The sequence below is a fragment of the Mycobacterium sp. C31M genome, assembly GCF_053345865.1.
In genome coordinates this window covers 50,512-76,758 of sequence record NZ_JBKFAX010000025.1, presented here as the reverse complement: position 1 = coordinate 76,758, position 26,247 = coordinate 50,512, and the positions used below count along the sequence as shown (strand labels likewise).

Here is a 26,247-nt window from a genome sequence, read left to right as displayed (position 1 = left end):
CTCGCGCCCGCCCGCACGTGGTACCACAGCGGTGTGCGTGGCCACGTGATCCTCCTGGGTGCCGTGCTGGCCGTCGCCGCGTGCGCAGGGCCGGACCCGGCGGAGCCGTCGCAGGTGTCGCCGTCGGCGGGTGCGGTCGAGGCAGCCGTGCTGAATCCGGCCGCGATCGAACGGGTGCGCTCAGATCTGCCGCCCGGCTACGAGGTCGCCGATCTCGCCGATCATGCTGCGCCGGCGGCATTCTGGGGTTTCAAGCCGGACTGGGTCGCCGACCCGGCGCCGTGCGGGCTGCTGGCCGACCCGGGTGGCGGCGCGCCGACCCACGGATGGTCGGCCTCGGGACCCGGCGGCATCATCCACGCGGTGGTGGCTGGGCCGGGGGTGAGCCTGGCATTGCCGCCCGGCTGCGAGCACTGGACCTTGACCGGTGGCCGCGCCACCGCCACCGTCACCGCGGTCGCCCCGCCCGCCCTCGGCGACACGCCGACGGCGGCGATGCGGACCGAGGCCACCACCACAGTCGAGGGCGGTACCGAGACCCGGTTGCACGCCGATACCGCGGTGGCGTTCCTGCACGCCGGGTACGTCGTTTTCGTCACTGTCCTTACCGATCCGGGTTCGGCGCTGCCGGTGCTGGGACCCGACACGGCGGCCCGCCTGCTGGCCGAGGCGGTCGGCGAGGTGTCCGGTCAGGGCGGGCCCGCCGGGTAGATTGGCGGCGATGCTGACGTCCCGGGCGCTCGCCCTCGTTACCTGCGTGGCCGCCTTGACGGCATGCTCCTCCGGCACCTCCGTGCCTCCCGGTATCGAGGGCGTCTTCGAGGTGAAACCCACGTTCGATTCCGGCTTCCAGGTGACCACCACCGGCCCGACCGGGATCGACCCGAAACTGCTGGCCCCCCAGACGGTGCCGTCGGGTGTCACGATCGACCCGGCCGGGTGCGCGAAGTTCGCCGCGGGGCTCGCCATACCCGAAGGCGCACAAGGCAATATGGCCGCCACCACCGCCGAGGGCAAGGGCAACCGGTTCATCGCCATCGCGGTCGAGACCTCCGAACCGGTTCCGCCCAACGATCCCGGACCGGACTGCCAGAAGGTGGCGTTCGCCGGCCCGGGGGTGCGGGGTCTGGTCGAGGTGGTGGAATCGCCGCAGATCGAGGGTGTCAAAACTCTGGGCACGCACCGGGTGGTGCAGACCACGGTCGACGGAAAACCGCACAGCGGTGAACTGTTCAACTACGTCGCGAGCTTCGATTCGTTCCTGGTGATCGTCACGGCCAACCCGCTGGTGGTGCCGAACACCCCGGTGACCCCGGTGGACACCGCCAAGGCCCGCGAACTGCTGAGCGCGGCCGTCGCGGCGGTGCGGGGGACTTAACGCACGTCGCGCGGCCGGAACTGGATGCTGATCCGTGGTCCGGTCGGCCGCGCCGTCTTGGGCACCGCATGCTCCCAGGTGCGCTGCGCCGAACCACCCATCACCAGCAGATCGCCATGCGCCTGCGGCAGTCGCAGTGACCGGCCGCCGCCGCGCGGCCGCATCGCGAAAACTCTTCGCGCACCCAGGCTCACGATCGCCACCATGGTGTCCTCGGTGCTGCTGCGGCCGATGTTGTCGCCGTGCCAGGCCACGCTGTCGGTGCCGTCGCGGTAGAGGCACAGCCCGGCGCTGGTGAACGGCTCGCCGAGTTCACCAGCGTAGATGTCGTTGAGCCGGCGCCGCAGCCGGGCGATCGCCGGGTGTGGGGCCTGGCCGGCGGTCAGATCGTGGAAGCTGACCAGGCGGGGCACGTCGAGCACGCGCTCGTACATCTGTCGGCGCTCGGCGCGCCACGGCACCGCCTCCAGCAGTTCGTCGAACAGCGTCTTCTCACCGTCCAGCCAGTCGTTCAGCCAGCCGGCACGCACGTCGATCCAGGCACCTGAGCCCAGGTTTCGACGTTCCGAGTGGTCGAAGAGCGACCCTTGAACGGCCAGAGACACAACTCGAGACTATCGCACAGGCGTTCGATTTCTACAGATTGGCGGCGCCGGGTCCCTGATCGGCGAGCAGATCGTCGGGATTGGCCAGCTGGCAGGCCTTCAGGCTCATGCAACCGCAACCGATGCAGCCGGCCAGGTTGTCGCGCAACCGTTCCAGATGCAGGATCCGGTCGTCGAGATCCTGCCGCCAGCCCGCCGACAGCCGCGCCCAGTCCTTACTGGAGGGCACCCGGTCCTCGGGCAGGGTGCCCAGCGCGTCGCGGATGCGGGCCAGTGGGATGCCCAGGCGTTGGGACATCCGGATGAACGCCACCCGGCGCAGCGTTTCGCGCCGGTACCGGCGCTGGTTGCCCGAGGTGCGCCGCGAGACGATCAGGCCCTCGCGTTCGTAGAAATGCAATGCTGAGACGGCCACCCCGCTGCGGAGTGACATCTCACCGGGTGTGAGCTCATGCGTCTCCATACACCTCAACCATAGTTGAGTTAACGTTTGACGGGTGGAAGCGATACCGCTGGGGTCCAATTCGGAGGTCGGCCGACTACGGACGGTGATCCTGCACCGGCCGGGGCCGGAGTTGCAGCGGCTCACCCCGCGCAACAATGACACCCTGCTGTTCGACGGGCTGCCCTGGGTCAGCAAGGCCCAGGAGGAGCACGACGCGTTCGCCGCGCTGCTGGCCTCGCGCGGTGTCGAGGTGCTGCTGCTGGGCGACCTGCTGGCCCAGGCGCTGGCCTCCGGGGCGGCCCGGATGCACGGTATCTCCGCCGCCGTCGATCCGCGCCGGCTCGGTGTGCCGCTGGCCCAAGAACTTTCGACGTACCTGCGTACCCTGGAGCCCGGCGCGCTGGCCCACGTGTTGATGGCCGGGATGACATTCGACGAACTGCCGTTCGCCTCCACCGAACTGTCGCTGGTGCGGCGTATGCATCACGGCGGCGACTTCGTCATCGACCCGCTGCCCAACCTGCTGTTCACCCGGGACTCGTCGTTCTGGATCGGTCCGCGGGTGGCCATCACCTCGCTGGCGCTGCCGGCCCGGGTGCGCGAGACCTCGCTGACCGACCTGATCTATGCCCATCACCCGCGCTTCCTCGGGGTGCGGCGGGCCTACGAATCGCGTTCGGCACCCGTCGAGGGTGGCGATGTGCTGTTGCTGGCCCCCGGTGTGGTGGCCGTCGGGGTGGGGGAGCGCACCACCCCGGCCGGCGCGGAAGCGTTGGCGCGCAGCCTGTTCGACGATGACCTGGCCCATACCGTGCTGGCCGTGCCGATCGCCCAGGAGCGCGCGCAGATGCACCTGGACACCGTCTGCACCATGGTCGACGTCGACGCCGTGGTGATGTACCCGAACATCGTGGACTCGTTGTCGGCGTTCACGATTCACAAGCTCGACGGCGGCGGGGTGAAGATCGACCGGGCGGCACCGTTCGTCGAGGCCGCCGCCGATGCGATGGGTATCGGCAAACTGCGCGTCATCGACACCGGCCTGGACCCGGTGACCGCCGAACGTGAGCAGTGGGACGACGGCAACAACACCCTGGCGCTGGCGCCCGGCGTCGTCGTCGCCTATGAACGCAACACCGAGACCAACACCCGGCTGGCCGACTCCGGGATCGAGGTACTGCCGATCGCCGCCTCGGAGCTGGGCACCGGTCGCGGCGGACCGCGGTGCATGTCGTGTCCGGCGGCCCGCGACCCGCTGTGAGTTTGGGCTACGGCCTAATCGGGCAGGATTCAGGGCATGCCTACGCTGCTGTGGTTCCGGCGCGACCTGCGGTTGCACGATCTGCCCGCCCTGCTGGACGCCGCGGCCGACGACGGGCAGGTGCTGGCCTGCTACGTCCTGGATCCGCGGCTGAAGGCCACCTCGGGTCCACGTCGACTGCAGTACCTGTACGACGCACTGCGTGATCTGCACGAGCAGCTCGACGGCCGGCTGCTGGTCACCCGCGGCCGCCCCGACACCCGGATCCCGGCGCTGGCGAAACAGATCGGGGCGTCGGCGGTGCACGTCTCGGCGGACTTCTCGCCGTTCGGGATCCGCCGGGACGAGGCCGTGCGGGATGCGCTGGGGGGCATCGCGCTGGAGGAGAGCGGGTCGCCTTATCTGGTGTCTCCCGGCCGTGTCACCAAGGACGACGGCAGCCCGTACAAGGTGTTCACCCCGTACTACAAGGCCTGGCGCGAACACGGCTGGCGGGCACCGGCCAAGACCGGGCCGAAGACCGCGACATGGATCGACCCGGCGGACGTCAACGGCGGGGTGGACATCCCGGCCGGGGATGCCGAACTGGACCATCCGGCCGGGGAGACCGCGGCCCGCAAGGCGTGGAAAGCGTTCGTCAAGAACAAGATCGACGATTACGACGAGGACCGCAACCGGCCCGATATCGACGGCAGCAGCCGGATGTCGGCGCATCTGAAGTTCGGCACCATCCACCCGCGCACTCTGGCCGCCGACCTGAAGGCGGGGCAGGGGCCGCAGTCCTACCTGCGCGAGTTGGCCTTTCGTGATTTCTACGCCGCGGTGCTGCACGCCTGGCCGCGCAGTGTCTGGTGGAACTGGAATTCCAACTTCGACGCTATCGCGGTCGATGAGGATGCCGATGCGAAGAAACGATTCGAGGCGTGGAAGGCCGGCAAGACCGGTTTCCCAATCGTCGACGCCGGCATGCGTCAGCTCGCCGAGACCGGGTTCATGCACAACCGGGTCCGGATGATCACCGCGTCATTTCTGGTCAAGGATCTGCACCTGCCGTGGCAGTGGGGGGCGCGCTGGTTCCTGGAGCAGCTCACCGACGGGGATATGGCCAGCAATCAGCACGGCTGGCAGTGGGCCGCGGGCTGTGGCACCGACGCCGCTCCGTACTTTCGGGTGTTCAACCCCGACACCCAGGGCAAGAAGTTCGATCCCGACGGTGTCTATGTGGGCCGCTGGGTGCCCGAGATCGGCACCGCCGATTACCCGGAGCCGATGGTGGATCACGCCGCCGAGCGCAAGGAGGCGCTGCGTCGGTACGACGGCATCCGCTAGGCCAGCTCAACTTTCCGGCGAGCGTGCGGGTCTGCGCCAGACACGCCGGGCTCAGAGCCAAGTAAGCGCGCGGTGACCGGTGTGTGGACGGTCGCGTACGCCATCGGCAGCATCCCCAGCGCGACCCAGCTTGCGCGAGACTGACGAAATGTCCTGATCCACTCGCACTTTTCGGCCCGTTTGTTCGTTTGGGCGGTGGTCAGGTCAGCGCCAGGACGGCAGCCAGATCTGCATATGCCAGGTCGCCTGCGAGATCGGCAGGCCGGTCATGATCGGGTACAGCCAGGTGAAGTTCGTGATGACCGCGGCCAGATAGAAACTCACCGCCAACAGCCCGAGCGTTCTTCGTTCGGCGTTCTGCCGCGGCTGGTACAGGATGTCGCCGAGGATCAGCGCTATCAGCATCACCAGGAACGGTGCCATCGCGGTGGCGTAAAAGAAGTACATCTGCCGGTCGATCGCGAAGAACCACGGGATGATGCCCGCGCCATAGCCCACCAGCGCCACCGCATAGCGCCAGTCGTGCCGCACGAACGTGCGCCAGCACGCCCACAGCAACACCGGCACCGCGATGAACCACATGGCCGGCGTCCCCACCAGCATCACGGCCTTCACGCACGACTCGGCGCCGCAGCCCGGCACATTCTGCTGATCGATCGCGTAGAGCACCGGCCGCAGCGACATCGGCCACGTCCACGGTTTCGACTCCCACGGATGGTGATTGCCCGCAGCGTTGGTCAGCCCGGAGTGGAACCGGTACACCGAGGCCGTGTAGTACCAGAGCGAGCGGATCGCATCCGGCAGGAATCCGCCCTCGCCGATGGTGCGGCCCACCTCGTGCCGGTACACCCCGGTCTCGGAGGCGAACCACCGCGCATACGACGCCAGGTACACGAACAGCGGGATCACCACGAGCGCGTACACCGACGGCCCCGCGTCACGCCGCAGCGCGCCCGCCCACGGTCGCGGCACCCGATACTCGCGCCGCGCCGCGATATCGAACGCCAGCGTCATGATCCCGAAGAACGCGATGAAGTACAGGCCGGACCATTTGGTCGCGCAGGCCAGCCCCAGCAGCACACCGGCGCCGAACCGCCACCAGCGCACGCCGAGCCGCGGTCCGAACGGTGTCTCGGCGATGCGACCTTCCAGCAGCGTCACGTGCATCCGCTCGCGGACCTGGTCGCGGTCCACGATCAGCGCCCCGAACGCGGCCACCACGAACACCACCAGGTAGACGTCCAGCAGGGCGGTGCGGGCCGAGACGAAGCTGACCCCGTCGGCGATGATCAGCAGTCCGGCGATCGCGCCGATCAGCGTGGACCGGGTGATCCGCCGCACGATGCGGGCCACCAGGATCACGATGATCACCCCGCACACCGCACCGGAGAACCGCCAGCCCAGCCCGTTGTAGCCGAAGATCCACTCGCCGATACTCATCAACAGTTTCGACAGCGGCGGGTGCACCACCAAGCCGTAACCCGGGTTGTCCTCCAGGCCGCCGTTGCCCAGCATCTGCCAGGCCTGCGGTGCGTAGTGCTTCTCGTCGAAGATGGGGGTGCCGGCATCGGTCGGCGAGCCCAGGTTCAGGAACCGGGTCAGCGCGGCCAGCGCCCCGATGATGGCGGTCATCACCCAGCCCTGCAGCCGGTCGACCGGCCCGAAGTCCGGCACCGGAACGAGTGGGCCGGGACTGATCACGGGTGCGGCGCGCTCCGATTGCATGGTGTCAGGAGCGGTCATCACCGACGATCGTAGGCTCTGGGTGTGTCAGACGGCCGATTGCTCCTGGGTGCGACACCGCTCGGCCAACCCGGTGACGCGTCGGCCCGCCTCGTCGAGGCGCTGACGACCGCGGATGTGATCGCCGCGGAAGACACCCGGCGCGCCCGCGGGCTGGCCGCCGCGCTGGGTGTGACGCCGACGGGCCGGGTGCTCAGCCTGTTCGATCAGAACGAAGCGGGCCGGGTGCCGCAACTGGTCGACGAGATCGCGGCCGGGGCCACGGTGCTGCTGATCAGCGATGCGGGGATGCCGCTGATCAACGATCCGGGCTACCGGCTGGTGACGGCCTGTATTGCAGCTGGGGCGCGGGTGCATTGCCTGCCCGGCCCCTCGGCGGTGACCACGGCGCTCGCGGTGTCCGGGCTGCCTGCCGACCGGTTCTGTTTCGAGGGATTCGCCCCGCGCAAACAGGTCGCCCGCCGCACGTGGTTGACCGGGCTGGGCACCGAGACGCGCACCTGCGTGTTCTTCGAATCGCCGCGCCGGTTGGCCGAGACGTTGGCCGACGCCGTCGACACCCTCGGCGGCGAGCGGCGGGTGGTGGTGTGCCGGGAGCTCACCAAGACCCACGAGGAGATCAAGCGCGGCACCCTGGCCGAGCTCGCGGACTGGGCGGCCGACGGGGTGCTCGGTGAGGTCACCGTGGTGCTGGCCGGTGCCACCCCGAAGGCGGATCTGCCGACGCTGGTGGCGCAGGTAACCGAACTGGTCGACGACGGCATGCGGGTGAAGGACGCATGCGCGCAGGTCATCGAGGCGAATCCGGGCGCACCGTCCAAGCGCGAGCTCTACGATGCCGTCTTGAGGTCACGCGACTAGGGGGTCGGGGATGTTCAAGTGGTTGAAGCGCCGCAGCGATGCGGCCGCCGCGGCACTGGCCGCCGACATCGCCGAGCAAACCGTGCTGCGACCGCCGGAACAGGGGTCCTACCGCAGCGCCACCGCACCCGGCTATCCGAAGGTGAAGAACAACGGGTTGATTGCGCTCACCGAGCGGCGCCTGGTGTTCCGGACCCTCACCGGCAAGACCATCGAGGTGCCCGTCGCCGGGATCACCGGGGTGCGGGAATCGACGGGGTTCAATGGCTCGGTGGTGGCCGGCCAGACGCATCTGATCGTCGCGACCGCGGCGGGGGAGATCGGGTTCTACTTGTTCTCCGGCAACTCGGACTGGGTCGCCGCGCTGACGGCCGTCGCATCCTCCTGACCGAGCCCGACGATGGTGGCCGCCTTGTGCAGGCACTCCTCCCATTCGGCGGCCGGGTCCGAGTCGGCGGTGATACCACCGCCGACACCGAGCACCGCGGCACCATGGGCGTCGAATTCGACGGTGCGGATCGCCACGTTCAGTTCGGTGCCTGCCGACGGTGACGCCAGACCGACGGTGCCGCAATAGATTCCGCGACGATTCTGCTCCCAATGGCCGAGCAGTTCGCGAGCCCGGCCCTTCGGGGTCCCGGTCACCGAGGCCGGCGGGAAGGTGGCCTCGAGCACCGCGGTGTTGGGCACCGGCACCGGGATCCGGGCGGCCACCGTCGACACCAGATGCCACACCCCGGGAGCCGGCCGTACCCGCAGCAGCTCGGGAACCGTCACCGAGCCGGTGCGGGCAAGTCGGCCCAGATCGTTGCGCACCAGATCGACGATCATGATGTTCTCGGCGACATCCTTGACCGAGGACCGCAGCAGCGTCGGTGACTTATCGAAGGGCAGTGTGCCTTTGATGGGGCTGGAGGTGATCTGCTCGCCGCTGCGGTGCAGGTACAGCTCGGGCGACAGCGAGGCCACCGCGCCCCAGTCGCCGGCCAGATAGGCCGCCCGCGCGGGTGCGGTGCGGGTGACTGCGTCGACGAAGAAGTCCAACGGGTCACCGGTGAAGTCACCGCGGAACTGGGTGCACACACATGCCTGATAGACCTCGCCGGCGCCGATGGCGTCCAGGCAGGCCGCCACCGCGGACAGGTGCCGGTCCCGGTCCGGGGCGGTCCAGCGCATCGTGTAGGGCCGGGGGGCGATGCCGGTGATCCCGGTAAGCCACTCGGGAAGTGCTGCGTCGGTGAGGCTTTCGTGCCACCACAGGCCGTCGGAGTCCTGCCGCAGCACCGAGTTCGACCAGCCACCGGCGGCGTCGGGGATGCGCGGTGCCTCGGTGCCGTCCGGGTAGGACAGGTACCCGAACCAGCCGCCGCCGACCGCCGTCGCCGCTCCCGGGACCGCCTCGAACACCTCGTCGGCCCGGACCGGCCGGGCGTCGAGTGCGGGGGCGATGACGGCCTTCGACCCGAACCAGTCACCGATCAGCGCCGCCGGCGGCGCCAGGCCGGCCCGCGCCCCGGCGTCGGCGACCCAGCGCAACACCTCGGGGGCGTTGCCCAGCGGGCCGAGCCGGTCGATACGCACACGACAAGCTTTCCAGAAAGCTAGCGACCGATCGCCCGGGGGATGGCGGCGGTGGTCAACTTGTCGGGGTTGCGCATCGCATAGAAGTGCGAGATCCGACCTTCGGTGAACTCGACGGTGATGACGCCCTCGAACGTGTCGCCGGTGTACAGGTTCAGCGCCGGCGCATTGTTGTAGGTCGCGAACTCGACGCGACCCTCCGGCCCGCCGAGCCGGAACAGCCCGACGATCAGTCGGGCCACCCGGTCGGCGCCGTGCACCGGCCGCCGTGCGGCACTGACCTTGCCGGCACTGTCGGCCGTCCAGACCACATCCGGGGCCAGCAGCTCGACCAGACCCGCCACATCCCCGGTGGCGGCAGTGAGCAGGAACTGGGTCGTGAGCTGCTCGCTGGTCGCGACGTCGACGGGTTCGTAACGCCGGCGGCGGGCATGCACATGCTCGCGGGCGCGGTGCGCCAACTGGCGCACCGCGCTCGCGGATTTGCCCACCGCGGCGGCGATTTCGTCGTGCCCGAAACCGAACACCTCACGCAGCACGAACACCGCCCGCTCGTCCGGGGTCAGCGTCTCCAGCACGACCATCATCGCCATCGACACCGACTCGGCGAGCACCACATCGCTTGCCGCATCACCGGATTCGACCAGCAGCGGCTCGGGTAGCCAGGGTCCGACGTAATCCTCGCGGCGCCGGGCCTGCGCCCGCAGCGCGTTGAGCGACTGCCGGGTCACCAGCTGCGCCAGATAGGACTTGGTGTCGCGCACCGTGTCCAGGTCCACCTCGGCCCACCGCAGATAACTCTCCTGCAGCACATCGTCGGATTCGGTTGCCGAACCCAGGATTTCGTAGGCGATGGTGAACAACAGCGGGCGCAGCGCGGTGAACCGTTCGGCGTGCTCGGTCATGACACGGTGGCCTCGAGGCGTTCGGCGCGCTTGCCGCCCTTGAGCCAGAAGTACGCCCCGGGCTTGCGGGCCTCCTTGCGCAGGAACGAGAGCGTGCCCCTGCACACCTGCTCCTTGATGGCCGCCGCGGTGCGCCCACCGATGTACAGCCGGATCGGGGTGTCATCGGTCCGCGCGATCTGGATGGTGCCACCGCGGCGGCCGACGCTGATGCACTGACCGGTGAACGCCTGGTTGACCGGTGCCGGTGCAGCCCCGGCCAGTCGGGCCAGCACGGTGTTGGCGGCTTGGGCGCCCAGCGGCAGCGCGGCCTGGCAGCTCATCCGCAGCGGCACACCCGACGGGGCGGCCGCGTCACCGGCGGCCAGCACGCGGTCGTCGTCGATGCTGGTCAGCGTCTCGTCGGTGAGCAGCCGCCCCAGTTCGTCGGTGCGCAGCCCGCTGCCGGCGGCCAGACCGGGCACCCCGAATCCGGCGGTCCACACGGTGGCCGCGCTGGCCAGTGTGCGGCCGTCGGACAACGCCACGTCCTGCGCGCTGACGGCGCTGACCATCGGTCCCTCGATGACCGTCACGCCGAGGCGCTTGAGCTGTTTGGCCACCGACTTGCGGCCCGGTGTGCTCAGCGACGGCCCGAGCACCGAACCGGCCACCAGGGTCACGGCGCGACCGGCCTCGGCGAACTCGGAGGCCGCCTCGATACCGGTCAACCCGCCGCCGACCACCACGATGGGCGCCGAGGTCGGGACATCCCGCAGGCGGGCGGCCAACCGCTGCGCATCCTCCAATTCGCTCAAGGGGTACGCGAATTCGGGCGCCGGACCGCTGGTGCTGCCGACCGCGTAGATCAGATAGTCGTAGGCCAGTGCGGTGCCCGAGGCCAGCTCGACCCGCCGCCCGGCGGTGTCGATCGCCGCGGCGTGATCGACCACCAGGCGCACCCGCTCGCCGAGCAGGTCGTCGTAGCCGGCCACGGCATCGTCATTGCCGATCGCCAGCTGGTGCAGCCGGATCCGCTCCACGAACTCCGGGCGGGCGTTGACGAGCGTGACGTCCACGGCCGGGTTCTCCAGCAGGTGGTTGGCGGCCAGCACGCCGGCGTAACCGCCGCCGATGATGACGACGCGGTCGGTGCTCTCGGTCATGATGTCTCCTTCTCTGAGCGGGTTATGCCCTCAAGACACCTGTGCCGCCCCGAGTGTGACACCTCGGCCGCGAGTGTGGCTCAGATCACTAAATCAGTCCCAGTGCCAGCATCGCATCGGCCACCCTGGTGAATCCCGCAATATTGGCGCCCGCGGCGTAGTTGCCGGGTTGGTCGTAGTCGTCGGCGATGGTCAGGCAGGTCTGATGGATGCGTCCCATGATCTCGGCCAGGCGCGCCTCGGTCTCGTCGAACGTCCAGGAATCGCGTGAGGCGTTCTGCTGCATCTCCAGTGCGCTGGTCGCCACCCCGCCGGCGTTGGCAGCCTTGCCCGGGGCGAAAACCACGCCGGCCTCACCGAAGTACTTCACAGCGTCCGGCGTGCACGGCATGTTCGCTCCTTCGGCGACGATCTGGCACCCGGACTCGATCAGTGCGCTCGCGTCGGTTCCGGTGAGCTCGTTCTGGGTGGCGCACGGCAGGGCGATATCGCAGGGCACCTGCCACACGCTGTGCCCGGTGCGGAACTGCGCCGCCCCATCACGGGCGTCGACGTACTCGCTGATCCGACCCCGGCGCCTTTCTTTGATCTCCTTGACGAGATCCAGATTGATGCCTTTGTCATCGATGATGTGGCCGCTGGAGTCGGAACAGGCGACGACGACACCGCCGAGTGATTGCACCTTCTCGATCGCGTGGATCGCCACATTGCCGGAACCCGACACCACCACCCGCTTACCCTCGAAGGAGTCTGAGCCGGCTCGCAGGATTTCATCGACAAAGAACACGGTTCCGTATCCGGTGGCCTCGGTGCGGACCTGTGAACCGCCCCAGGTCAGTCCCTTACCGGTCAGCACACCGGCCTCCCAGCGGTTGGTGATCCGCTTGTACTGGCCGAACAGATAACCGATTTCGCGCGATCCGACGCCGATGTCGCCGGCCGGCACATCGGTGTGCTCGCCGATGTGGCGGTAGAGCTCGGTCATGAAGGACTGACAGAACCGCATGATCTCGTTGTCGGAGCGACCCTTCGGGTCGAAATCGGAACCGCCCTTGCCGCCTCCGATGGGCAGACCGGTCAGCGAGTTCTTGAATATCTGCTCGAAGCCCAAGAACTTCACGATGCCGAGGTACACGGACGGGTGAAACCGCAACCCGCCTTTGAACGGTCCGAGCGCGGAGTTGAACTCGACGCGGAACCCCCGATTGATCTGCACGGCACCGGAATCGTCGAGCCAGGGGACTCGGAAGATGATCTGGCGTTCCGGTTCGCAGAGCCGGCGGATCACCGCGTTGTCGGCATACTCCGGGTGTTTGGCCACCACCGGACCGAGGCTGGTGAGCACCTCGTAGACGGCCTGATGAAACTCGACTTCGCCCGGGTTGCGTTGGGCCACTTCGTCGTAGATGTCGTGCAGCTTCTGGTGCAGGCTGGACATATCACTCCGTCTGATATCGGGGGAAGACGCCTTCGGGCTTGGGTAACGTGGTGCCGGGCTTCAACCGCTCTCCGATCGATGCGAAATCGCGGGCGTCGGCAGACTGCCCCAGCAGGTCCAGCAGTTTGGCGGTCGACGTCGGCATCACCGGCTGGGCCAGCAGCGTGGCGATCCGCACGGTCTCCAGCGTCGTGTAGAGCACCGTGCCGAACCGCTCCTGGGCCTCGGGTGTCTCAGTCTTGCGCAACACCCACGGCTCCTGCGCCGAGAAATACCGGTTGGCCGCACCGAGCACGGTCCAGATCGCGTCCAGCGCCAGGTGCATGGCCTGCCCGTCGTAGCATTCGCGGACCCGCGCCAACAGGGCGTCCGCTGCGGCCAACAACTCCTCATCGGCAGCGGCGAACGGTCCCGGTGTCGGTACCGCACCGTCGAGGTTCTTGTTCACCATCGACAGCGACCGCTGCGCCAGATTGCCCAGCTCGTTGGCCAGGTCGGCGTTGATCCGGCCGATGATGGCGTCCTCGCTGTAGCTGCCGTCCTGGCCGAACGAGAACTCGCGCAAGAAGAAGTAGCGCACCTGATCCAGGCCGAAGACGTCGATCAGGTTGACCGGGTCGACCACATTGCCCAGCGACTTGCTCATCTTCTCGCCCTTGACGTTGATGAAGCCGTGCGCGAAGACGCGCTTGGGCAGGGCGATCCCGGCCGACATCAGGAACGCCGGCCAGTACACGGTGTGAAATCGGATGATGTCCTTGCCGATCATGTGCAGATCGGCCGGCCAGTACTTCTCGAACGACTCCGAGGCGGTGTCGGGGAAACCCACCCCGGTCAGGTAGTTGGTCAACGCGTCGACCCAGACGTACATCACGTGGTCGGGATGGTCGGGAACCGGGACACCCCAGTCGAAGGTGGTCCGCGAGATCGACAGATCGCGCAGCCCGCCGGAGACGAAGCTGACGATCTCGTTGCGGCGCACGTCGGGACCGATGAACTCCGGATGCTCTTCGTACAGCGCCAGCAGACGGTCGGTGTATTCGGAGAGCTTGAAGAAGTAGGTCTGCTCTTCGGTCCAGGTGACCTCGGTCCCGGTCTCGATGGCGAACCGTCCGCCGTCACGCTGTTCGGTCTCGTCCTCGGCGAAGAAGCGTTCGTCGCGCACCGAATACCAGCCCTGATAGCTGCCCAGGTAGATATCACCGGAGGCATTCATCCGACGCCAGATCTCCTTGGACGCCTCGTAGTGGTCGGCATCGCTGGTCCGGATGAACCGGTCATAGGAGGCGCCGAGACGTTCCTGCATGCCCTGAAACACGTCGGAGTTGCGCTTGGCCAGCTCGGCGGCGGTGATGCCCAGCTTGGCCGCCGTCTCGGCCATCTTCAGGCCGTGCACATCGGTACCGGTCAGGTAGCGCACGTCGAAACCGTCGAGGCGCTTGAACCGGGCGATGGCATCGGTCGCGATGTATTCGTAGGCGTGGCCGATGTGCGGGTCGCCGTTGGGGTAGGCGATGGCTGTGGTTACGTAGTACGCAGGCTTGCTCATCAGGGCTTCCACCTTAAAGTGTCGGCGTGAGCTCCAAGCGACAGAAACCCCCCGCCCCCGAGCCGCTGGCCCCGCTGATCGACGCCCACACCCACCTCGATGCCTGCGGCGCCGAGACGGCCGACGATGTCACCGCGATCCTGGACCGCGCGGCTGCCGTCGGGGTGCAGGCCGTCGTCACCATCGCCGACGACCTGGATGCCGCCCGCTGGGCCGCCGCGGCCACCGGCTGGGATGACCGGGTCCACGCCGCCGTCGCGCTGCACCCGACCCGCGCCAACACCCTCGATGATGCCGCCCGCGCGGAGCTCGAAACCCTGGCGACCCAGGACCGGGTGGTCGCCATTGGCGAGACCGGTATGGACATGTACTGGCCGGGCAAGCTGGACGGCTGTGCAGACCCCGCCACCCAGCGGGAAGCCTTCGCCTGGCATATCGACCTGGCCAAGCGCACCGGGAAACCGCTGATGATCCACAACCGGGATGCCGATGCCGAGGTGCTCGACGTGCTGGCCGCCGAGGGTGCCCCGGACAGCGTCATCTTCCACTGCTTCTCCTCAGATGCCGCGATGGCGCGCACCTGCGTCGACAACGGCTGGCTGTTGAGCCTGTCCGGGACGGTCAGCTTCAAGAACGCACATGCATTGCGGGAAGCAGCCACCGTGATCCCGCCCGAACTGCTGTTGGTGGAGACCGATGCGCCGTTCCTGACCCCGCATCCATACCGCGGCGCCCCCAATGAGCCGTACTGCCTGCCGTACACGGTTCGGGCGCTCGCCGACATTCTCGGGCGCCCGGCGGTTGAAGTGGCAAATATCACGTCCGTAAATTCGATGCGGATTTACGGCTTGCCGGGCTGATTGCGGGGTGGCGAGTTGGCGCGGCCGACGGAACTCCGTTACCGTCTCGTTATCGACTGCGGACGTCATCGCGAAGGCTTGCCGGTGCCGCACTGAACATTTTCGGGGTACCACGCTCGTGAACGTCTTGAACAGAATCAACGAAACCCGCTCGCCCGCGCTGCGCGTGTTGACGGGTGTTTTGCTGGTGACCCTCGTGTTTGCCGGTTTTGTCGCCGTGGGGTCATACAAGCGGGTGACACTGACAGTGGACGGCTCGCCGCTGACCGTGGCAACCATGAAAACCCGGGTCATCGACATCGTCGAGGAGAATGGTTTCACCGTCGGCGAGCGTGATGATCTGTACCCCGCCGCGGACGCGAATGTGCAGGATGCCGACACCATCGTGCTACGGCGTAGTCGGCCGTTGCAGATCTCGATGGACGGCCGGGAGAGCACCGAGGTGTGGACCACCGCAGCAACCGTCCAGGAGGCGCTGGCGCAGCTGTCGATGACCGATACCGCGCCCGCGGCAGCGTCTCGTGGAAGCCGTGTTCCGTTGGCAGGCATGTCTTTGCCGGTGGTCAGCGCCAAAACGGTGCACCTCAACGACGGTGGCAAACTCAGCACCGTGCGCCTGGCCGCCCCGACCGTCGCAGGTCTGCTCGAGGTTGCCGGAGCGCCACTGGAACAGCGCGACACCGTGGTCCCCGCTGCCTCCGCACCCGTCGTCGACGGTATGCAGATCGATGTCACCCGGGTGCGCATCGAGAAGGTCACCCAGCAGGTGCCGCTGCCGCCGGTGAACACTCGCATCGAGGATCCGACGCTGAACCAGAGCCGCCAGATCGTCGAAGATCCGGGTGCGCCTGGAGTGCAGGATGTGACATTTGCTGTCGCCCGGGTGAACGGTCAGGAGACCGGAAGGTTGCCAGTAGCCAATGTCGTTCTCGATCCGGCGCGCGAAGGTGTGCTGAGAGTCGGCACGAAACCGGGTACCGAAGTGCCGCCGGTGTCCCAGGGTCACGTGTGGGATGCGCTTGCCGGTTGCGAATCCGGAGGTAATTGGGCCATCAACACCGGCAACGGATATTTCGGTGGTGTCCAATTTGATCAAAACACCTGGGAGCGACAGGGCGGTCTGAGGTATGCTCAGCGCGCGGATCTGGCTACTCGAGAAGAGCAGATCGCGATTGCTGAAGTAACGAGGGCGCGTCAAGGTTGGGGCGCCTGGCCGACATGTAGCGCGAGATTGGGGTCTAGGTGACCATCCGACTGCTCGGGCGTACCGAGATCAGGCATCTGGCACGGGAGATCGACTTCCGTCCCAGGAAGGCGTTCGGACAGAACTTTGTCCATGACGCCAACACTGTGCGTCGCATCGTGTCCGCCTCCGGTATCCACCGGCAGGACTGTGTGCTCGAGGTCGGGCCGGGTCTCGGTTCGCTGACCCTCGGCCTGCTCGACCGAGGCTCCCGCGTCACCGCGGTGGAGATCGACCCGGTGCTGGCCCGTCAGCTGCCCAAGACCATCGCCAACCACTCGCACAGCGAGATCGGCCGGCTGACCGTCCTGAACCGCGACATCCTCACGCTGAAGGCCGGTGACCTCGACGAGCAGCCCACCGCGCTGGTCGCGAACCTCCCGTACAACATCGCGGTACCCGCGTTGCTGCACCTGTTGGCCGAGTTCCCGTCGATCAAGACGGTCATGGTCATGGTGCAGGCCGAGGTCGCCGAGCGCCTCGCCGCCGAGCCGGGTGGCAAGGATTACGGCGTCCCGAGCGCCAAGGTCCGCTTCTACGGCGAGGTGCGTCGTTACGGCATGGTCTCGCCGACGGTGTTCTGGCCGATTCCCCGGGTGTACTCGGGCCTGGTCCGCATCGACCGGTACGAGACCTCCGAATGGCCGACCGACGCCGCCTTCCGCGAGCAGGTGTTCGACCTGATCGACATCGGCTTCGCGCAGCGTCGTAAGACCTCGCGTAATGCGTTCGCCGAGTGGGCCGGTTCCGGTAACGCGTCGGCCGAGCGACTGCTGGCCGCCAGCATCGACCCGGCCCGTCGCGGCGAGACGCTGTCGATCAAGAACTTCGTCACGCTGCTGCAGCGCTCCAGCGATCTCCCGAAGCCGTCGGCTCCGGTCGAACCGCCGGTGGCCGAGGTCGTCGAGGTCGACGCTCCGGCTAACTCTCTGCACGGCTAGGCACGCAGTGAATCGTGGGCAGTAGACCGGTGAGCCATGCACTCCCGTCGTATATGTGATCCTTGACACATTCGTGTGGCAAACACTAGGGTCACTTCTCAGCGGCGGGATCGACGAGGGGTATCTCACCACTTCAGCGGATGGCGTCGGTGTGGATGCAGGAGGCTCAGCGGTAGTGTCGTGCGGTGTCTGCTTCTGACGGAGATACCGCCACCGAGTGGGTACCCACGGGTTCGGTCACGGTACGGGTGCCCGGCAAGGTCAATCTGTATCTGGCGGTCGGGGATTGCCGCGATGACGGCTACCACGAACTGACGACCGTCTTCCACGCCGTCTCGCTGTTCGACGAGGTGACCGTCCGTAATGCCGACATGCTGTCGGTGGCGATGGCCGGCGAGGGTTCCGGGTCGCTGCCGGTCGACGACCGCAACCTGGCCTGGCGGGCTGCCGAACTGATGGCCGATCACGTCGGCCGCGCGCCCGATGTGGCGATCTCGATCACCAAATCCATCCCCATCGCCGGCGGCATGGCCGGCGGCAGCGGAAACGCCGCGGCCGTGCTGGTCGCGATGAACACCCTCTGGGAGCTCGGCGTGCCACGCCGCGATCTGCACGCGCTGGCCGCCAAACTCGGCAGCGACGTGCCGTTCTCGCTGCACGGCGGTACCGCCCTGGGAACGGGTCGCGGCGAGGAACTGGCCACGGTGCTGGCCCGCAGCACGTTCGATTGGGTGCTGGCATTCGCCCACGACGGACTGTCCACCCCGGCGGTGTTCGGTGAGATCGACCGGCTGCGCGCGGACCCGCAGTGGGGTGGTCCGCCGCGCCTGCAGGATGCCGAACCGGTGCTGGCCGCGCTGGCCACTGGTGACCCGCATGTGCTCGCCCCGCTGCTGGGCAACGATCTGCAGCCCGCGGCACTGAGCCTGCGTGCGGACCTGCGTCGTACGTTGCGGGCCGGTCAAGAGGCCGGCGCGCTTGCCGGGATCGTCTCCGGATCGGGCCCCACCTGCGCCTTCCTCTGCGCGTCGGCGGCCGACGCGGTTGATGTCGGCACCGCCCTGTCGGGCGCCGGGGTCTGTCGCACCGTGCGCATCGCCAGCGGCCCGGTGCATGGTGCACGGGTGGTCCCCGAACCGGTGCGCTGAACCGACGGTCTGTGAGTTCAAACCGGGGCGCGGTGTGACACATGCCTCAATCGAGCCAACGGTTTGGCAGTTACTTAAGGGTTCTTTAAGATGGCACCGGTGGAAACTACCGGTGGGCCCACCGGTGGAAACTACCGGTGGGCAAAGTGCCGGTGACCACCGTTTTGAGACACAACTGCTTCCCAATTGTGTGTGCGCGCCTCTCATGAAGAGTGCACCTGCAGGCGGAATATAGGGAAACGCGCAAGTGAACCTGGTGCCGACGTCGTCGACGACCCGGCCCCAGACACCCAGGAGGTTGCCGTGAGCCGCTTTACCGACAAGATGTACCGCAATGCCCGTGAGAGCAAGCGGGGCATGGTGACCGGTGAGCCTTATGAGCCGATTCGGCACACCTGGGGTGAGGTGCACGAGCGCGCCCGCCGCGTCGCGGGTGGCCTGGAAGCCGCCGGGATCGGACCCGGCGACGCCGTCGGCGTGCTGGCTGGTTTCCCGGTGGAGATCGCCCCGACCGCCCAGGGTGTCTGGATGCGCGGCGGCAGCCTGACCATGCTGCACCAGCCGACCCCGCGCACCGATCTCGCCGTGTGGGCCGAGGACACCCTCACCGTCATCGGCATGATCGAGGCGAAGGCCGTCATCGTCTCGGAGCCCTTCATCGTCGCGATCCCGGTGCTCGAGGAAAAAGGCATCAAGGTCCTCAAGGTCGCCGATCTGCTGGCCGCCGACCCGATCGACCCCGTCGAGACCGACGAGGACGACCTGGCGCTGATGCAGCTGACGTCCGGCTCGACCGGTTCGCCGAAGGCCGTGCAGATCACCCACCGCAACATCCACTCCAACGCCGAGGCCATGTTCATCGGCGCCGAGTACGACGTCGACAAGGACGTCATGGTCAGCTGGCTGCCCTGCTTCCACGACATGGGCATGGTCGGCTTCCTGACCATCCCGATGTACTTCGGTGCCGAGCTGGTCAAGGTCACCCCGATGGACTTCTTGCGCGACACCCTGCTGTGGGCGCGGTTGATCGACAAGTACAAGGGCACCATGACCGCGGCCCCGAACTTCGCGTACGCGCTGTTCGCCAAGCGTCTGCGCCGCCAGGCCCAGCCCGGTGAGTTCGACCTGTCCACGCTGCGCTTCGCACTGTCGGGCGCCGAGCCGGTCGAGCCCGCCGATGTCGAGGACCTGATCGACGCCGGCCGCCCGTTCGGGCTACCCGAGACGGCGATCCTGCCCGCCTACGGCATGGCCGAGACCTGCCTGGCGGTGTCCTTCTCGCCGTGCAACGCCGGTCTGGTCGTCGACGAGGTCGACGCCGACCTGCTGGCCGCGTTGCGCCGGGCGGTGCCCTCGTCCAAGGGCAACACCCGCCGGCTGGCCTCGCTCGGCCCGCTGCTCAACGATCTGGACGCCCGCATCGTCGACGAGGACGGCGCCGTCCTGCCCAGTCGCGGTGTCGGTGTCATCCAGCTGCGCGGCGAATCGGTAACCCCGGGCTACATCACCATGGCCGGCTTCCTGCCGACCCAGGATGAGAACGGCTGGTACGACACCGGCGACCTGGGCTACATCACCGACGAGGGCAACGTCGTCGTGTGCGGTCGCGTCAAGGACGTCATCATCATGGCCGGCCGCAACATCTACCCGACCGATATCGAGCGCGCCGCCGGCCGCGTCGAGGGTGTGCGCCCCGGCTGTGCCGTCGCCGTTCGCCTGGACGCCGGGCATTCACGCGAAACCTTCGCCGTCGCAGTGGAATCCAACCAGTACCAGGATCCCGCCGCCGTGCGTCGCATCGAGCATCAGGTCGCCCATGAGGTCGTGACCGAGGTCGACGTGCGGCCGCGCAACGTCGTTGTGCTGGGCCCGGGCACCATCCCGAAGACCCCGTCGGGCAAGCTGCGCCGGGCCAACTCGGTCGCCCTCGTCACCGGCTGAGTCCCTCTGGCGAGCGTGCATGTCTGCGGGCACCACGCCGCCCCCGAAGCCGAGTTCCCGCACGCTCGGCGACCTTCGACTTACGGAAGCGTCAATTTAGCGGTAGGTTCTTCCACCGTGACGCGTTATCGCGATGGCGGCAGGGTCCGCCTCGGTTCGGCAGTGCTGGTTCCTGCGTTGGCGGCATTCGGTGTCGCCGCAACATTGCTCGCACCGTCGGCGGCGGCCGACGGGCCGGGCGGATACGTCGAAGGTGGCGACATCTCGCGGGCCGTCGGCTCGGGGTGCTGAACGGAATCCTGGTGGGCTTCAACGCTTCCGGTGCCGACAACGACGCGGCATCGGCATCCGTGGTGGCCATGTGCAAGACGGCCGGGGCCGAACAGTGCAGTAGTGACGAAGTCACCAATGACGTCTTCTGCGTGGCGACCGTCGGTGACGACGGCAGCGGCGTGGTCGCCGGGGGAGCGGGCCTGTCGGTCGAGGCGGCCCGGGACGACGCCCACGTTAACGCCGGTCGCGCCGGGGTGGCATTCGGGCCGACCGCCCGCGTGCTGGCCTCGTCCTGCCCCTGACATGTCCACCGCGGCCCAGGAAGGTGCCATGACCCACCGGATGAAATACCCCGCACTGGTCGCGGTCGGCGCCGCGAGCGTCGCGCTGATCTCGGCGCCCACGGTCGGTGCCACGCCGACCTGTCAGGACGCCGGCAGCGTCGTCCGCTGCCAGACGAACGGCAGTGTCTCGATCAAGGCGGTGCCGGGAACCCGGGCGCCGAACGTCGCCGAGTCGATCCCGCGCGGCAACAACCGGTCCGGGATCATCCTGAGCTGGTAGCGCGCGCCCGGCCCACCTCGGCGGGAGTCCGTATCCTGGTCTGATGGAACGGTCCTCACACGCCCTGCTCGGTTGGTTCGGCGTGATCGGGGCCGCCATCTCGGTGGTCGCGATCCTGTCCTTGGACGCGATCCTCGGCAGCGAATCGCACCGGCCCGGTCGCACTCTGCGGATGGCGACCATCTCCGAATACATCTACACCCCCGGCGACTGGGCGTTCCTCACCGGAGTGCTTGCGCTGGCGCTGGGTTCGACGCTGCTGTTGGTCGGCCTGGTCCTGGCCGGCCTCGCCGCACCGCTGTCCCTCGGCTCGATCATGATGTCGCTGTGGGTGATCGGCCTCGTCGGTGTCGCGGCATTCCCCAAACACAACTGGGAAATCGGGCCCAGCGCAAGCGGTTCCATCCATCGGGTGGCGACACTGCTGGCGTTCCTGTCGTTGCCCGTCGCGGTGCTCGCCATCGCGCGTCGGCACCGGCAGGCCCGCCCCGCGGTCTGGATGGCCTACGGATCCATCGCCTGGCTGTCGGTGCTGTTCGGCGCCATCGTCATCGGCATGATCACCGATCTGCGCTGGTATCGCATCATCCCGCTCGGGATCGTCGAGCGGGGCATCGTCGCGTTCGAGGTGGCCGCGGTGATCGCGCTCGGAATCTGGTTGATACGCGGCAACTTCCGCGCCGAGAAACAGCTCGAAGCGGCCTGAGCCCACTACCAGGCGTGCACGGTGTTCTGCGCGGACTCCAGCCCGTGGGCGAGCAGTAATTCGGCGGCGTCGGCGGCGTTCTCGCACAACAGCGGAACCTCGGGCCGCTCCACCGAACTGAACTGCTCCAGCACAAAGGCGGCCGGATCCTTGCGGCCGGGGGGACGGCCCACCCCGATACGGACCCGCTGAAAATTCTTGGTGCCCAGCGCGGCAGCCACCGAGCGGAGGCCGTTGTGGCCGCCCTCGCCGCCGCCGAGCTTCAGCCGGACCCGGCCGAAATCGATATCGAGTTCGTCGTGCAGCACCACCACGTCGGCGGGGTCCACCGAGTAGAACTTCGCCAACGGCCCGACCTGACGGCCGGATTCGTTCATATAGACCCGTGGTTTGGCCAATACGACAGCCCGGCCACCGAGGCGACCAGTGGTCGCCTCGGCGCCGGACTTCTTGTGCAACTTGAAACCCGAGCCGATGCGGTCGGCCAGAATGTCGGCCACCATGAACCCGATGTTGTGCCGGGTCTTGGCGTAGTTCGGCCCGGGGTTTCCCAGGCCGACCACCAGCAGCGGCTCGGCCATGTCGTCGTCGAGTTACTCGGCGGCTTCGGCGTCGCCCTCGGCGGCTTCCTCGGCCGGGGCAGCGGCGGCGTCGTCGGCATCGCCGGCACCCTCGCTGTCCAGATCCTCGGCGGTCGGGGCCTCGACGACGTTGACCACCAGGGTCTCCGGGTCGACGACGAGCTCGACACCCTTGGGCAGCTCGATCTGGCCGGCGGTGATCTGGGTGCCCGCCTCGACGCCCTCGACCGACACGGTCAGCTGCTCGGGGATGGACAGCGCCTCGGCCTCGATGGCGACGGTGTTGGCGTCCTGGGTGACCAGGGTGCCCGCGGCGGCCTCACCCTCGACGACGACGGTCACGTCGACCTGAACCTTCTCGCCCTTCTTCACGACGAGCAGGTCGACGTGCTGGATGTTGCGGCGCACCGGGTGGATGTCCAGCGCCTTGGTCAGCGCGAGCTGCTCGGTGCCGTTGATGTCCAGGGTCAGGATCGCGTTGGTGCCCGAGTTACGCATCACGGCGGCGAAGTCACGCGCGTTGAGCTCCAGGTGCTGCGGATCGGTGCCGTGGCCGTAGAGCACGGTGGGGACCTTGCCGTCGCGGCGGGCCTGGCGCGAGGCGCCCTTGCCGGTGCGCTCGCGCACGGTAGCGGTCAGCTTGTTGGGGGCCGAGTTCTTGGCCATGTTGTCTCTCCTGTAGCCGGTTCACACACGGCCAGGGTCCAACGAAATGGGTTCCCGTCGATAACGGTGTTCTGGTAACCACCCTCGCCGTGACTCGGCAAGGGTAGCCGACAACGGCCTCAGACCTGAAATTCGGTACCCGTGAGCTGGGCCGACAGCGCCCATAACGCCGCTGCCGTGGTGGTGTTGCGGGCCAGTGGACTGCGGAAGCTCGGGCCGGTCGGCCCGCGCATGGCGAACCGCGGGCCGATGAAGCTGTCACCGGGGATGTCGGCGGCCGCCGCGTACAGCGTCTGCCGGGCTCCGAAATCGGCGTCGGTGGCCACCGCGTTGGCGGCCTTGAAGATCTTGTCACCGGTGGGGTTGCCGGTCTGGCCCTGCAGGTTGGTGGCCGAGTAGCCGGGGTGTGCCGCCACCGCGCGCACCGGGGACCCGGCGGCGGTCAGCAGGCGCTGCAACTCGGTGGTGAACAGCAGATTCGCCAGCTTGGACTGGCCGTAGGCCAACCAGGCCGAATACGGCCGGGCCCGCCAGTTCAGATCCTTGAGGCTGATGATGCCGATCAGGTGCATCATCGAGGACACCGTCACCACCCGGTCGGTGATCTTGGGCAGCAGCAGGTTGGTCAACGCGAAGTGGCCCAGATGGTTGGTACCGATCTGGCTCTCGAAACCCTCGGCGGTCTGCGCGTACGGCACGGCCATGATGCCGGCGTTGTTCACCAGCACGTCGACGGTGTCGGTCGCGGCGGCGAACTCGCGTACCGACTCCAGGCTCTGCAGATCCAGCTTGCGGACCCGGACGTCACCGGTCATCTGCGCGGCTGCGGCGTCACCCTTGTCGGTGTTACGGCAGGCGAGGGTGACAACGGCGCCGACGCGGGCCAACTCACGGGCGGTCACCAGGCCGAGGCCGCTGTTGGCTCCGGTCACGATCACCGAGCGGCCGGCGAAGGAGGGCAGGTCCGAAGCGGTCCATGAGCTCATGGCAGCCAGCGTAGCTACTCGGCGGTGACGTCGAACCCGGAGATGATCTGCTCGATGTCCGGGCCCTGGGCCTGGGCATCGTCGGCGAAGCTGGTGACGGTGAACTGAACCAGGTACTTCTGCGGTTTCGGGATGGGCTGACCGGCCGCGGGTGCCTTGCGCGGAGCTCCGGTGGCGAACACGATGCGGTTGTAGCTCTGCATGCGCTGCCCACCGGCGTCGTAGGTGCCCTCGATCATCGAGGACGGAAAACCGTGGAAATTGTCGCGGGAACCGTTGAGCTTCTTGAAGTTCGACGATATCTCGGCGTCGACGTCGGCATGCTTGAGCGCCTCGGTGGTGTCGAAGTCGCCGTCGAGGGTGAAGACCATGAGCATCGCGGTCGGGTAGGTCTCGCCGCGGGCGATCATCCGGGTGCCCGGTGCGAGGTTGGTGTTGACGTAGTCCTGCCAGCCCTCGGGGCGGGGCACCGTCACGGTCAGATCGGTGAGTTTCTCCGGGGCGACGGGTTCGCCCTTCACCCCGACGTTCTCCAGATAGGCCGACAGCGGCACGTCGGTATCCGACGGCGCCTCGGCGCTCGGCCGGGTCGGGGTGGTGGCCAGCAGTGACTGGTAGTCGGGGGTGGCCTCACCGCACCCGGCCAACGTCAGACACGCCAGAACGGCCGCCGCCCACCGTCTCACAAGATGTCGCGGACGTTCTCGATCGGGCGGGCCAGTCGGGCACCCTTGTCGGTGACCACCCACGGCCGTTCGATCAGGATCGGGTGCTCGGCCATCGCGTCGAGCAGCGCGTCATCAGAAGCATCGGCCAAACCCAGTTCGCCGTAGAGCGATTCGCGTTTGCGCACCGCCGCGCGGACTTCGATACCGGCGTCGGCGATCATCGTCACCAGCTCGTCACGTGACGGCGGGGTCTTCAGGTACAGCACGATCTCCGGTTCGATCCCGTTCTCGCGCAACAGATCCAGCGTCTTGCGTGAAGTCGAGCATTTCGGGTTGTGCAGGATCTTCGCCACTATGTCTGATTACTCCTCGCGCAAGCGCTGGTCGCTAGGCCGATCCGTCGAACAGTCCGGTCACCGAACCATTGTCGAACACCGCGCGGATGGTGCTGGCCAGCAGCGGCGCGATGGACAGCACCGTCAGCTGCGGGAACTTCTTCTCCTCGGTGATCGGCAGCGTGTTGGTGACGATCACCTCAAGCGCACCCGAGTCGGCCAGCCGCTGGGCGGCGGGATCGGACAGCACACCGTGGGTCGCGGCGATCACCACGTCCTTGGCGCCATCGTCGAGAAGCAGCTTGACCGCGCCGGCGATGGTGCCGCCGGTGTCGATCATGTCGTCGGTCAGGATGCAGGTCTTGCCCTTCACATCGCCGACCACACGGTTGGACTTCACCTGATTGGGCACCAGCGGGTCACGGGTCTTGTGGATGAAGGCCAGCGGCACGCCACCCAGCGAGTCGGCCCACTTCTCGGCGACACGCACGCGGCCGGAGTCGGGGGAGACGACGACCTTGTCGGCGTCGGCGTACTTGTCGGCGATGTAGCCGCACAGCAGCGACTGACCGCGCATGTGGTCTACGGGGCCGTCGAAGAAGCCCTGGATCTGATCGGTGTGCAGGTCGACCGTCAGGATGCGGTCGGCGCCGGCGGTCTTGTACAGATCGGCGACCAACCGCGCCGAGATCGGCTCACGGCCGCGGTGCTTCTTGTCCTGCCGCGCGTACGGGTAGAACGGCAGGATCGCGGTGATCCGCTTGGCGCTGCCGCGCTTGAGCGCATCGATCATGATCAGCTGTTCCATCAGCCACTGGTTCAGCGGCGCGGGATGGCTCTGCAGGACGAACGCGTCCGAGCCGCGCACCGACTCGTCGAAGCGGACGAAGATCTCGCCGTTGGCGAAGTCCCGCGCGGTCTGCGCGGTCACCGGGACGTCGAGCTCCTTGGCGACCTGCTCGGCCAGCTCGGGGTGGGCCCGGCCGGAGAACAGCATCAGGTTCTTGCGGTTGTCGGTCCAGTCGTGGCTCATGTGTTGTGCCTCTGTGGTTTGGCGATCAGGCGGGTCGGCGATCAAGCCGTTCGGGGATCGAT

At 67.7% G+C, this 26,247-nt stretch carries 28 protein-coding genes and 1 pseudogene; 15 read left to right on the top strand and 14 right to left on the bottom strand.

Features of this window, described 5'->3' with window-relative positions; all coding sequences use genetic code 11:
* Nucleotides 1-33: 33 nt before the first annotated feature.
* Both ACLBYA_RS28815 and ACLBYA_RS28810 read left to right on the top strand, forming a co-directional pair.
* On the top strand, nt 34-711 hold the full coding sequence (locus ACLBYA_RS28815) for a DUF5642 family protein (protein WP_447712895.1): 678 nt from the start codon (nt 34-36) through the stop codon (nt 709-711).
* A 10-nt stretch (nt 712-721) separates the two neighbouring features.
* Nucleotides 722-1,378, top strand: coding sequence for a DUF5642 family protein (locus ACLBYA_RS28810; RefSeq protein WP_447712894.1), 657 nt, complete (start codon nt 722-724; stop codon nt 1,376-1,378).
* Here ACLBYA_RS28810 and ACLBYA_RS28805 read toward each other — a convergent pair.
* Together ACLBYA_RS28805 and soxR are read right to left on the bottom strand one after the other, a co-directional pair.
* Nucleotides 1,375-1,983 carry an alpha-ketoglutarate-dependent dioxygenase AlkB gene (locus ACLBYA_RS28805; protein WP_447712893.1) on the bottom strand — a complete coding sequence of 203 codons (609 nt, stop codon included), beginning with the start codon at nt 1,981-1,983 and terminating at the stop codon, nt 1,375-1,377. The genes ACLBYA_RS28810 and ACLBYA_RS28805 overlap by 4 nt on opposite strands.
* 31 nt (nt 1,984-2,014) lie before the next feature.
* The gene (gene soxR / locus ACLBYA_RS28800; protein ID WP_447712892.1) at nt 2,015-2,446 is read right to left on the bottom strand and encodes a redox-sensitive transcriptional activator SoxR; all 432 of its coding nucleotides are present in this window, start codon (nt 2,444-2,446) and stop codon (nt 2,015-2,017) included.
* A gap of 43 nt (nt 2,447-2,489) precedes the next feature.
* Here soxR and arcA point away from each other — a divergent pair, with 43 nt between their 5' ends.
* Both arcA and ACLBYA_RS28790 read left to right on the top strand, forming a co-directional pair.
* A complete protein-coding gene (gene arcA / locus ACLBYA_RS28795) occupies nt 2,490-3,689 on the top strand; it encodes an arginine deiminase (protein ID WP_447712913.1) in 1,200 nt (399 codons plus the stop codon).
* Nucleotides 3,690-3,725: 36 nt separating this feature from the next.
* Nucleotides 3,726-5,018 (top strand): cryptochrome/photolyase family protein, encoded by a 1,293-nt coding sequence (locus tag ACLBYA_RS28790; protein ID WP_447712891.1) that lies wholly within the window; start codon nt 3,726-3,728, stop codon nt 5,016-5,018.
* Between the two features lie 204 nt (nt 5,019-5,222).
* Here ACLBYA_RS28790 and ACLBYA_RS28785 read toward each other — a convergent pair whose 3' ends face one another.
* Nucleotides 5,223-6,761 carry a dolichyl-phosphate-mannose--protein mannosyltransferase gene (locus tag ACLBYA_RS28785; protein WP_447712890.1) on the bottom strand — a complete coding sequence of 513 codons (1,539 nt, stop codon included), beginning with the start codon at nt 6,759-6,761 and terminating at the stop codon, nt 5,223-5,225.
* Nucleotides 6,762-6,785: 24 nt separating this feature from the next.
* On the opposite strand from ACLBYA_RS28785, the gene rsmI reads away from it, so the two are divergent.
* Nucleotides 6,786-7,622 (top strand): 16S rRNA (cytidine(1402)-2'-O)-methyltransferase, encoded by an 837-nt coding sequence (gene rsmI / locus ACLBYA_RS28780; RefSeq protein ID WP_447712889.1) that lies wholly within the window; start codon nt 6,786-6,788, stop codon nt 7,620-7,622.
* Between the two features lie 10 nt (nt 7,623-7,632).
* A complete protein-coding gene (locus ACLBYA_RS28775) occupies nt 7,633-8,010 on the top strand; it encodes a hypothetical protein (RefSeq protein WP_447712888.1) in 378 nt (125 codons plus the stop codon).
* Here ACLBYA_RS28775 and ACLBYA_RS28770 read toward each other — a convergent pair.
* From ACLBYA_RS28770 to metG, 5 genes are all read right to left on the bottom strand, one after another.
* Nucleotides 7,950-9,203 (bottom strand): aminodeoxychorismate synthase component I, encoded by a 1,254-nt coding sequence (locus ACLBYA_RS28770; protein ID WP_447712887.1) that lies wholly within the window; start codon nt 9,201-9,203, stop codon nt 7,950-7,952. The genes ACLBYA_RS28775 and ACLBYA_RS28770 overlap by 61 nt on opposite strands.
* A 20-nt stretch (nt 9,204-9,223) precedes the next feature.
* Entirely contained in the window at nt 9,224-10,108 is an 885-nt protein-coding gene (locus ACLBYA_RS28765; protein WP_447712886.1) for an RNA polymerase sigma-70 factor, read from the bottom strand.
* On the bottom strand, nt 10,105-11,253 hold the full coding sequence (locus tag ACLBYA_RS28760; protein WP_447712885.1) for an NAD(P)/FAD-dependent oxidoreductase: 1,149 nt from the start codon (nt 11,251-11,253) through the stop codon (nt 10,105-10,107). Before ACLBYA_RS28760 ends, ACLBYA_RS28765 begins: the two co-directional genes overlap by 4 nt.
* Before the next feature lie 88 nt (nt 11,254-11,341).
* Nucleotides 11,342-12,691, bottom strand: coding sequence for an NADP-specific glutamate dehydrogenase (gene gdhA / locus ACLBYA_RS28755; RefSeq protein ID WP_447712884.1), 1,350 nt, complete (start codon nt 12,689-12,691; stop codon nt 11,342-11,344).
* A 1-nt stretch (nt 12,692) separates the two neighbouring features.
* Entirely contained in the window at nt 12,693-14,240 is a 1,548-nt protein-coding gene (metG, locus tag ACLBYA_RS28750; protein WP_447712883.1) for a methionine--tRNA ligase, read from the bottom strand.
* Between the two features lie 26 nt (nt 14,241-14,266).
* Here metG and ACLBYA_RS28745 point away from each other — a divergent pair, with 26 nt between their 5' ends.
* The 9 genes and pseudogenes from ACLBYA_RS28745 to ACLBYA_RS28705 all read left to right on the top strand — a co-directional run bounded on the left by ACLBYA_RS28745 (nt 14,267) and on the right by ACLBYA_RS28705 (nt 21,916).
* Nucleotides 14,267-15,100, top strand: a complete 834-nt coding sequence (locus ACLBYA_RS28745) for a TatD family hydrolase (protein ID WP_447712882.1) — start codon at nt 14,267-14,269, stop codon at nt 15,098-15,100.
* Between the two features lie 118 nt (nt 15,101-15,218).
* Nucleotides 15,219-16,346, top strand: a complete 1,128-nt coding sequence (locus tag ACLBYA_RS28740) for a transglycosylase family protein (protein WP_447712912.1) — start codon at nt 15,219-15,221, stop codon at nt 16,344-16,346.
* A pseudogene (rsmA, locus tag ACLBYA_RS28735) lies at nt 16,343-17,268 on the top strand (16S rRNA (adenine(1518)-N(6)/adenine(1519)-N(6))-dimethyltransferase RsmA). The gene ACLBYA_RS28740 and the pseudogene rsmA overlap by 4 nt, the downstream one beginning before the upstream one ends.
* A gap of 201 nt (nt 17,269-17,469) precedes the next feature.
* The gene (locus ACLBYA_RS28730) at nt 17,470-18,432 is read left to right on the top strand and encodes a 4-(cytidine 5'-diphospho)-2-C-methyl-D-erythritol kinase (protein WP_447712881.1); all 963 of its coding nucleotides are present in this window, start codon (nt 17,470-17,472) and stop codon (nt 18,430-18,432) included.
* A 303-nt stretch (nt 18,433-18,735) separates the two neighbouring features.
* Nucleotides 18,736-20,373: a fatty acyl-AMP ligase gene (locus tag ACLBYA_RS28725; RefSeq protein ID WP_447712880.1), complete on the top strand. Its 1,638-nt coding sequence runs from the start codon at nt 18,736-18,738 to the stop codon at nt 20,371-20,373.
* Between the two features lie 117 nt (nt 20,374-20,490).
* Complete coding sequence (locus ACLBYA_RS28720) at nt 20,491-20,664, top strand: hypothetical protein (protein WP_447712879.1); 174 nt, start codon at nt 20,491-20,493, stop codon at nt 20,662-20,664.
* An 11-nt stretch (nt 20,665-20,675) separates the two neighbouring features.
* The gene (locus ACLBYA_RS28715; RefSeq protein WP_447712878.1) at nt 20,676-20,948 is read left to right on the top strand and encodes a hypothetical protein; all 273 of its coding nucleotides are present in this window, start codon (nt 20,676-20,678) and stop codon (nt 20,946-20,948) included.
* A gap of 28 nt (nt 20,949-20,976) precedes the next feature.
* Nucleotides 20,977-21,210, top strand: a complete 234-nt coding sequence (locus tag ACLBYA_RS28710; protein WP_447712877.1) for a hypothetical protein — start codon at nt 20,977-20,979, stop codon at nt 21,208-21,210.
* Between the two features lie 43 nt (nt 21,211-21,253).
* Nucleotides 21,254-21,916, top strand: a complete 663-nt coding sequence (locus tag ACLBYA_RS28705) for a DUF998 domain-containing protein (protein ID WP_447712876.1) — start codon at nt 21,254-21,256, stop codon at nt 21,914-21,916.
* Nucleotides 21,917-21,921: 5 nt separating this feature from the next.
* Here ACLBYA_RS28705 and pth read toward each other — a convergent pair whose 3' ends face one another.
* From pth to ACLBYA_RS28675, 6 genes are all read right to left on the bottom strand, one after another.
* Complete coding sequence (gene pth, locus ACLBYA_RS28700) at nt 21,922-22,497, bottom strand: aminoacyl-tRNA hydrolase (RefSeq protein WP_447712875.1); 576 nt, start codon at nt 22,495-22,497, stop codon at nt 21,922-21,924.
* A 12-nt stretch (nt 22,498-22,509) separates the two neighbouring features.
* Entirely contained in the window at nt 22,510-23,163 is a 654-nt protein-coding gene (locus tag ACLBYA_RS28695) for a 50S ribosomal protein L25/general stress protein Ctc (RefSeq protein ID WP_447712874.1), read from the bottom strand.
* 119 nt (nt 23,164-23,282) lie between these two features.
* Nucleotides 23,283-24,149 (bottom strand): oxidoreductase, encoded by an 867-nt coding sequence (locus ACLBYA_RS28690; protein ID WP_447712873.1) that lies wholly within the window; start codon nt 24,147-24,149, stop codon nt 23,283-23,285.
* A 14-nt stretch (nt 24,150-24,163) separates the two neighbouring features.
* The gene (locus ACLBYA_RS28685) at nt 24,164-24,835 is read right to left on the bottom strand and encodes an LpqN/LpqT family lipoprotein (RefSeq protein ID WP_447712872.1); all 672 of its coding nucleotides are present in this window, start codon (nt 24,833-24,835) and stop codon (nt 24,164-24,166) included.
* On the bottom strand, nt 24,832-25,170 hold the full coding sequence (gene arsC / locus ACLBYA_RS28680; RefSeq protein WP_447712871.1) for an arsenate reductase (glutaredoxin): 339 nt from the start codon (nt 25,168-25,170) through the stop codon (nt 24,832-24,834). Before arsC ends, ACLBYA_RS28685 begins: the two co-directional genes overlap by 4 nt.
* Before the next feature lie 34 nt (nt 25,171-25,204).
* The gene (locus tag ACLBYA_RS28675) at nt 25,205-26,185 is read right to left on the bottom strand and encodes a ribose-phosphate diphosphokinase (protein ID WP_447712870.1); all 981 of its coding nucleotides are present in this window, start codon (nt 26,183-26,185) and stop codon (nt 25,205-25,207) included.
* Between the last annotated feature and the right edge of the window lie 62 nt (nt 26,186-26,247).

Excerpts from the sequence above, each read along its gene's own strand:
- ACLBYA_RS28810 (WP_447712894.1), top strand. The coding sequence starts at position 722 with ATGCTGACGTCCCGGGCGCTCGCCCTCGTTACCTGCGTGGCCGCCTTG.
- soxR (WP_447712892.1), bottom strand. The coding sequence starts at position 2,446 with ATGGAGACGCATGAGCTCACACCCGGTGAGATGTCACTCCGCAGCGGG.
- ACLBYA_RS28790 (WP_447712891.1), top strand. The coding sequence starts at position 3,726 with ATGCCTACGCTGCTGTGGTTCCGGCGCGACCTGCGGTTGCACGATCTG.
- ACLBYA_RS28785 (WP_447712890.1), bottom strand. The coding sequence starts at position 6,761 with ATGACCGCTCCTGACACCATGCAATCGGAGCGCGCCGCACCCGTGATC.
- ACLBYA_RS28775 (WP_447712888.1), top strand. The coding sequence starts at position 7,633 with ATGTTCAAGTGGTTGAAGCGCCGCAGCGATGCGGCCGCCGCGGCACTG.
- ACLBYA_RS28765 (WP_447712886.1), bottom strand. The coding sequence starts at position 10,108 with ATGACCGAGCACGCCGAACGGTTCACCGCGCTGCGCCCGCTGTTGTTC.
- ACLBYA_RS28760 (WP_447712885.1), bottom strand. The coding sequence starts at position 11,253 with ATGACCGAGAGCACCGACCGCGTCGTCATCATCGGCGGCGGTTACGCC.
- gdhA (WP_447712884.1), bottom strand. The coding sequence starts at position 12,691 with ATGTCCAGCCTGCACCAGAAGCTGCACGACATCTACGACGAAGTGGCC.
- metG (WP_447712883.1), bottom strand. The coding sequence starts at position 14,240 with ATGAGCAAGCCTGCGTACTACGTAACCACAGCCATCGCCTACCCCAAC.
- ACLBYA_RS28710 (WP_447712877.1), top strand. The coding sequence starts at position 20,977 with ATGACCCACCGGATGAAATACCCCGCACTGGTCGCGGTCGGCGCCGCG.
- ACLBYA_RS28705 (WP_447712876.1), top strand. The coding sequence starts at position 21,254 with ATGGAACGGTCCTCACACGCCCTGCTCGGTTGGTTCGGCGTGATCGGG.
- pth (WP_447712875.1), bottom strand. The coding sequence starts at position 22,497 with ATGGCCGAGCCGCTGCTGGTGGTCGGCCTGGGAAACCCCGGGCCGAAC.
- ACLBYA_RS28695 (WP_447712874.1), bottom strand. The coding sequence starts at position 23,163 with ATGGCCAAGAACTCGGCCCCCAACAAGCTGACCGCTACCGTGCGCGAG.
- ACLBYA_RS28690 (WP_447712873.1), bottom strand. The coding sequence starts at position 24,149 with ATGAGCTCATGGACCGCTTCGGACCTGCCCTCCTTCGCCGGCCGCTCG.
- ACLBYA_RS28675 (WP_447712870.1), bottom strand. The coding sequence starts at position 26,185 with ATGAGCCACGACTGGACCGACAACCGCAAGAACCTGATGCTGTTCTCC.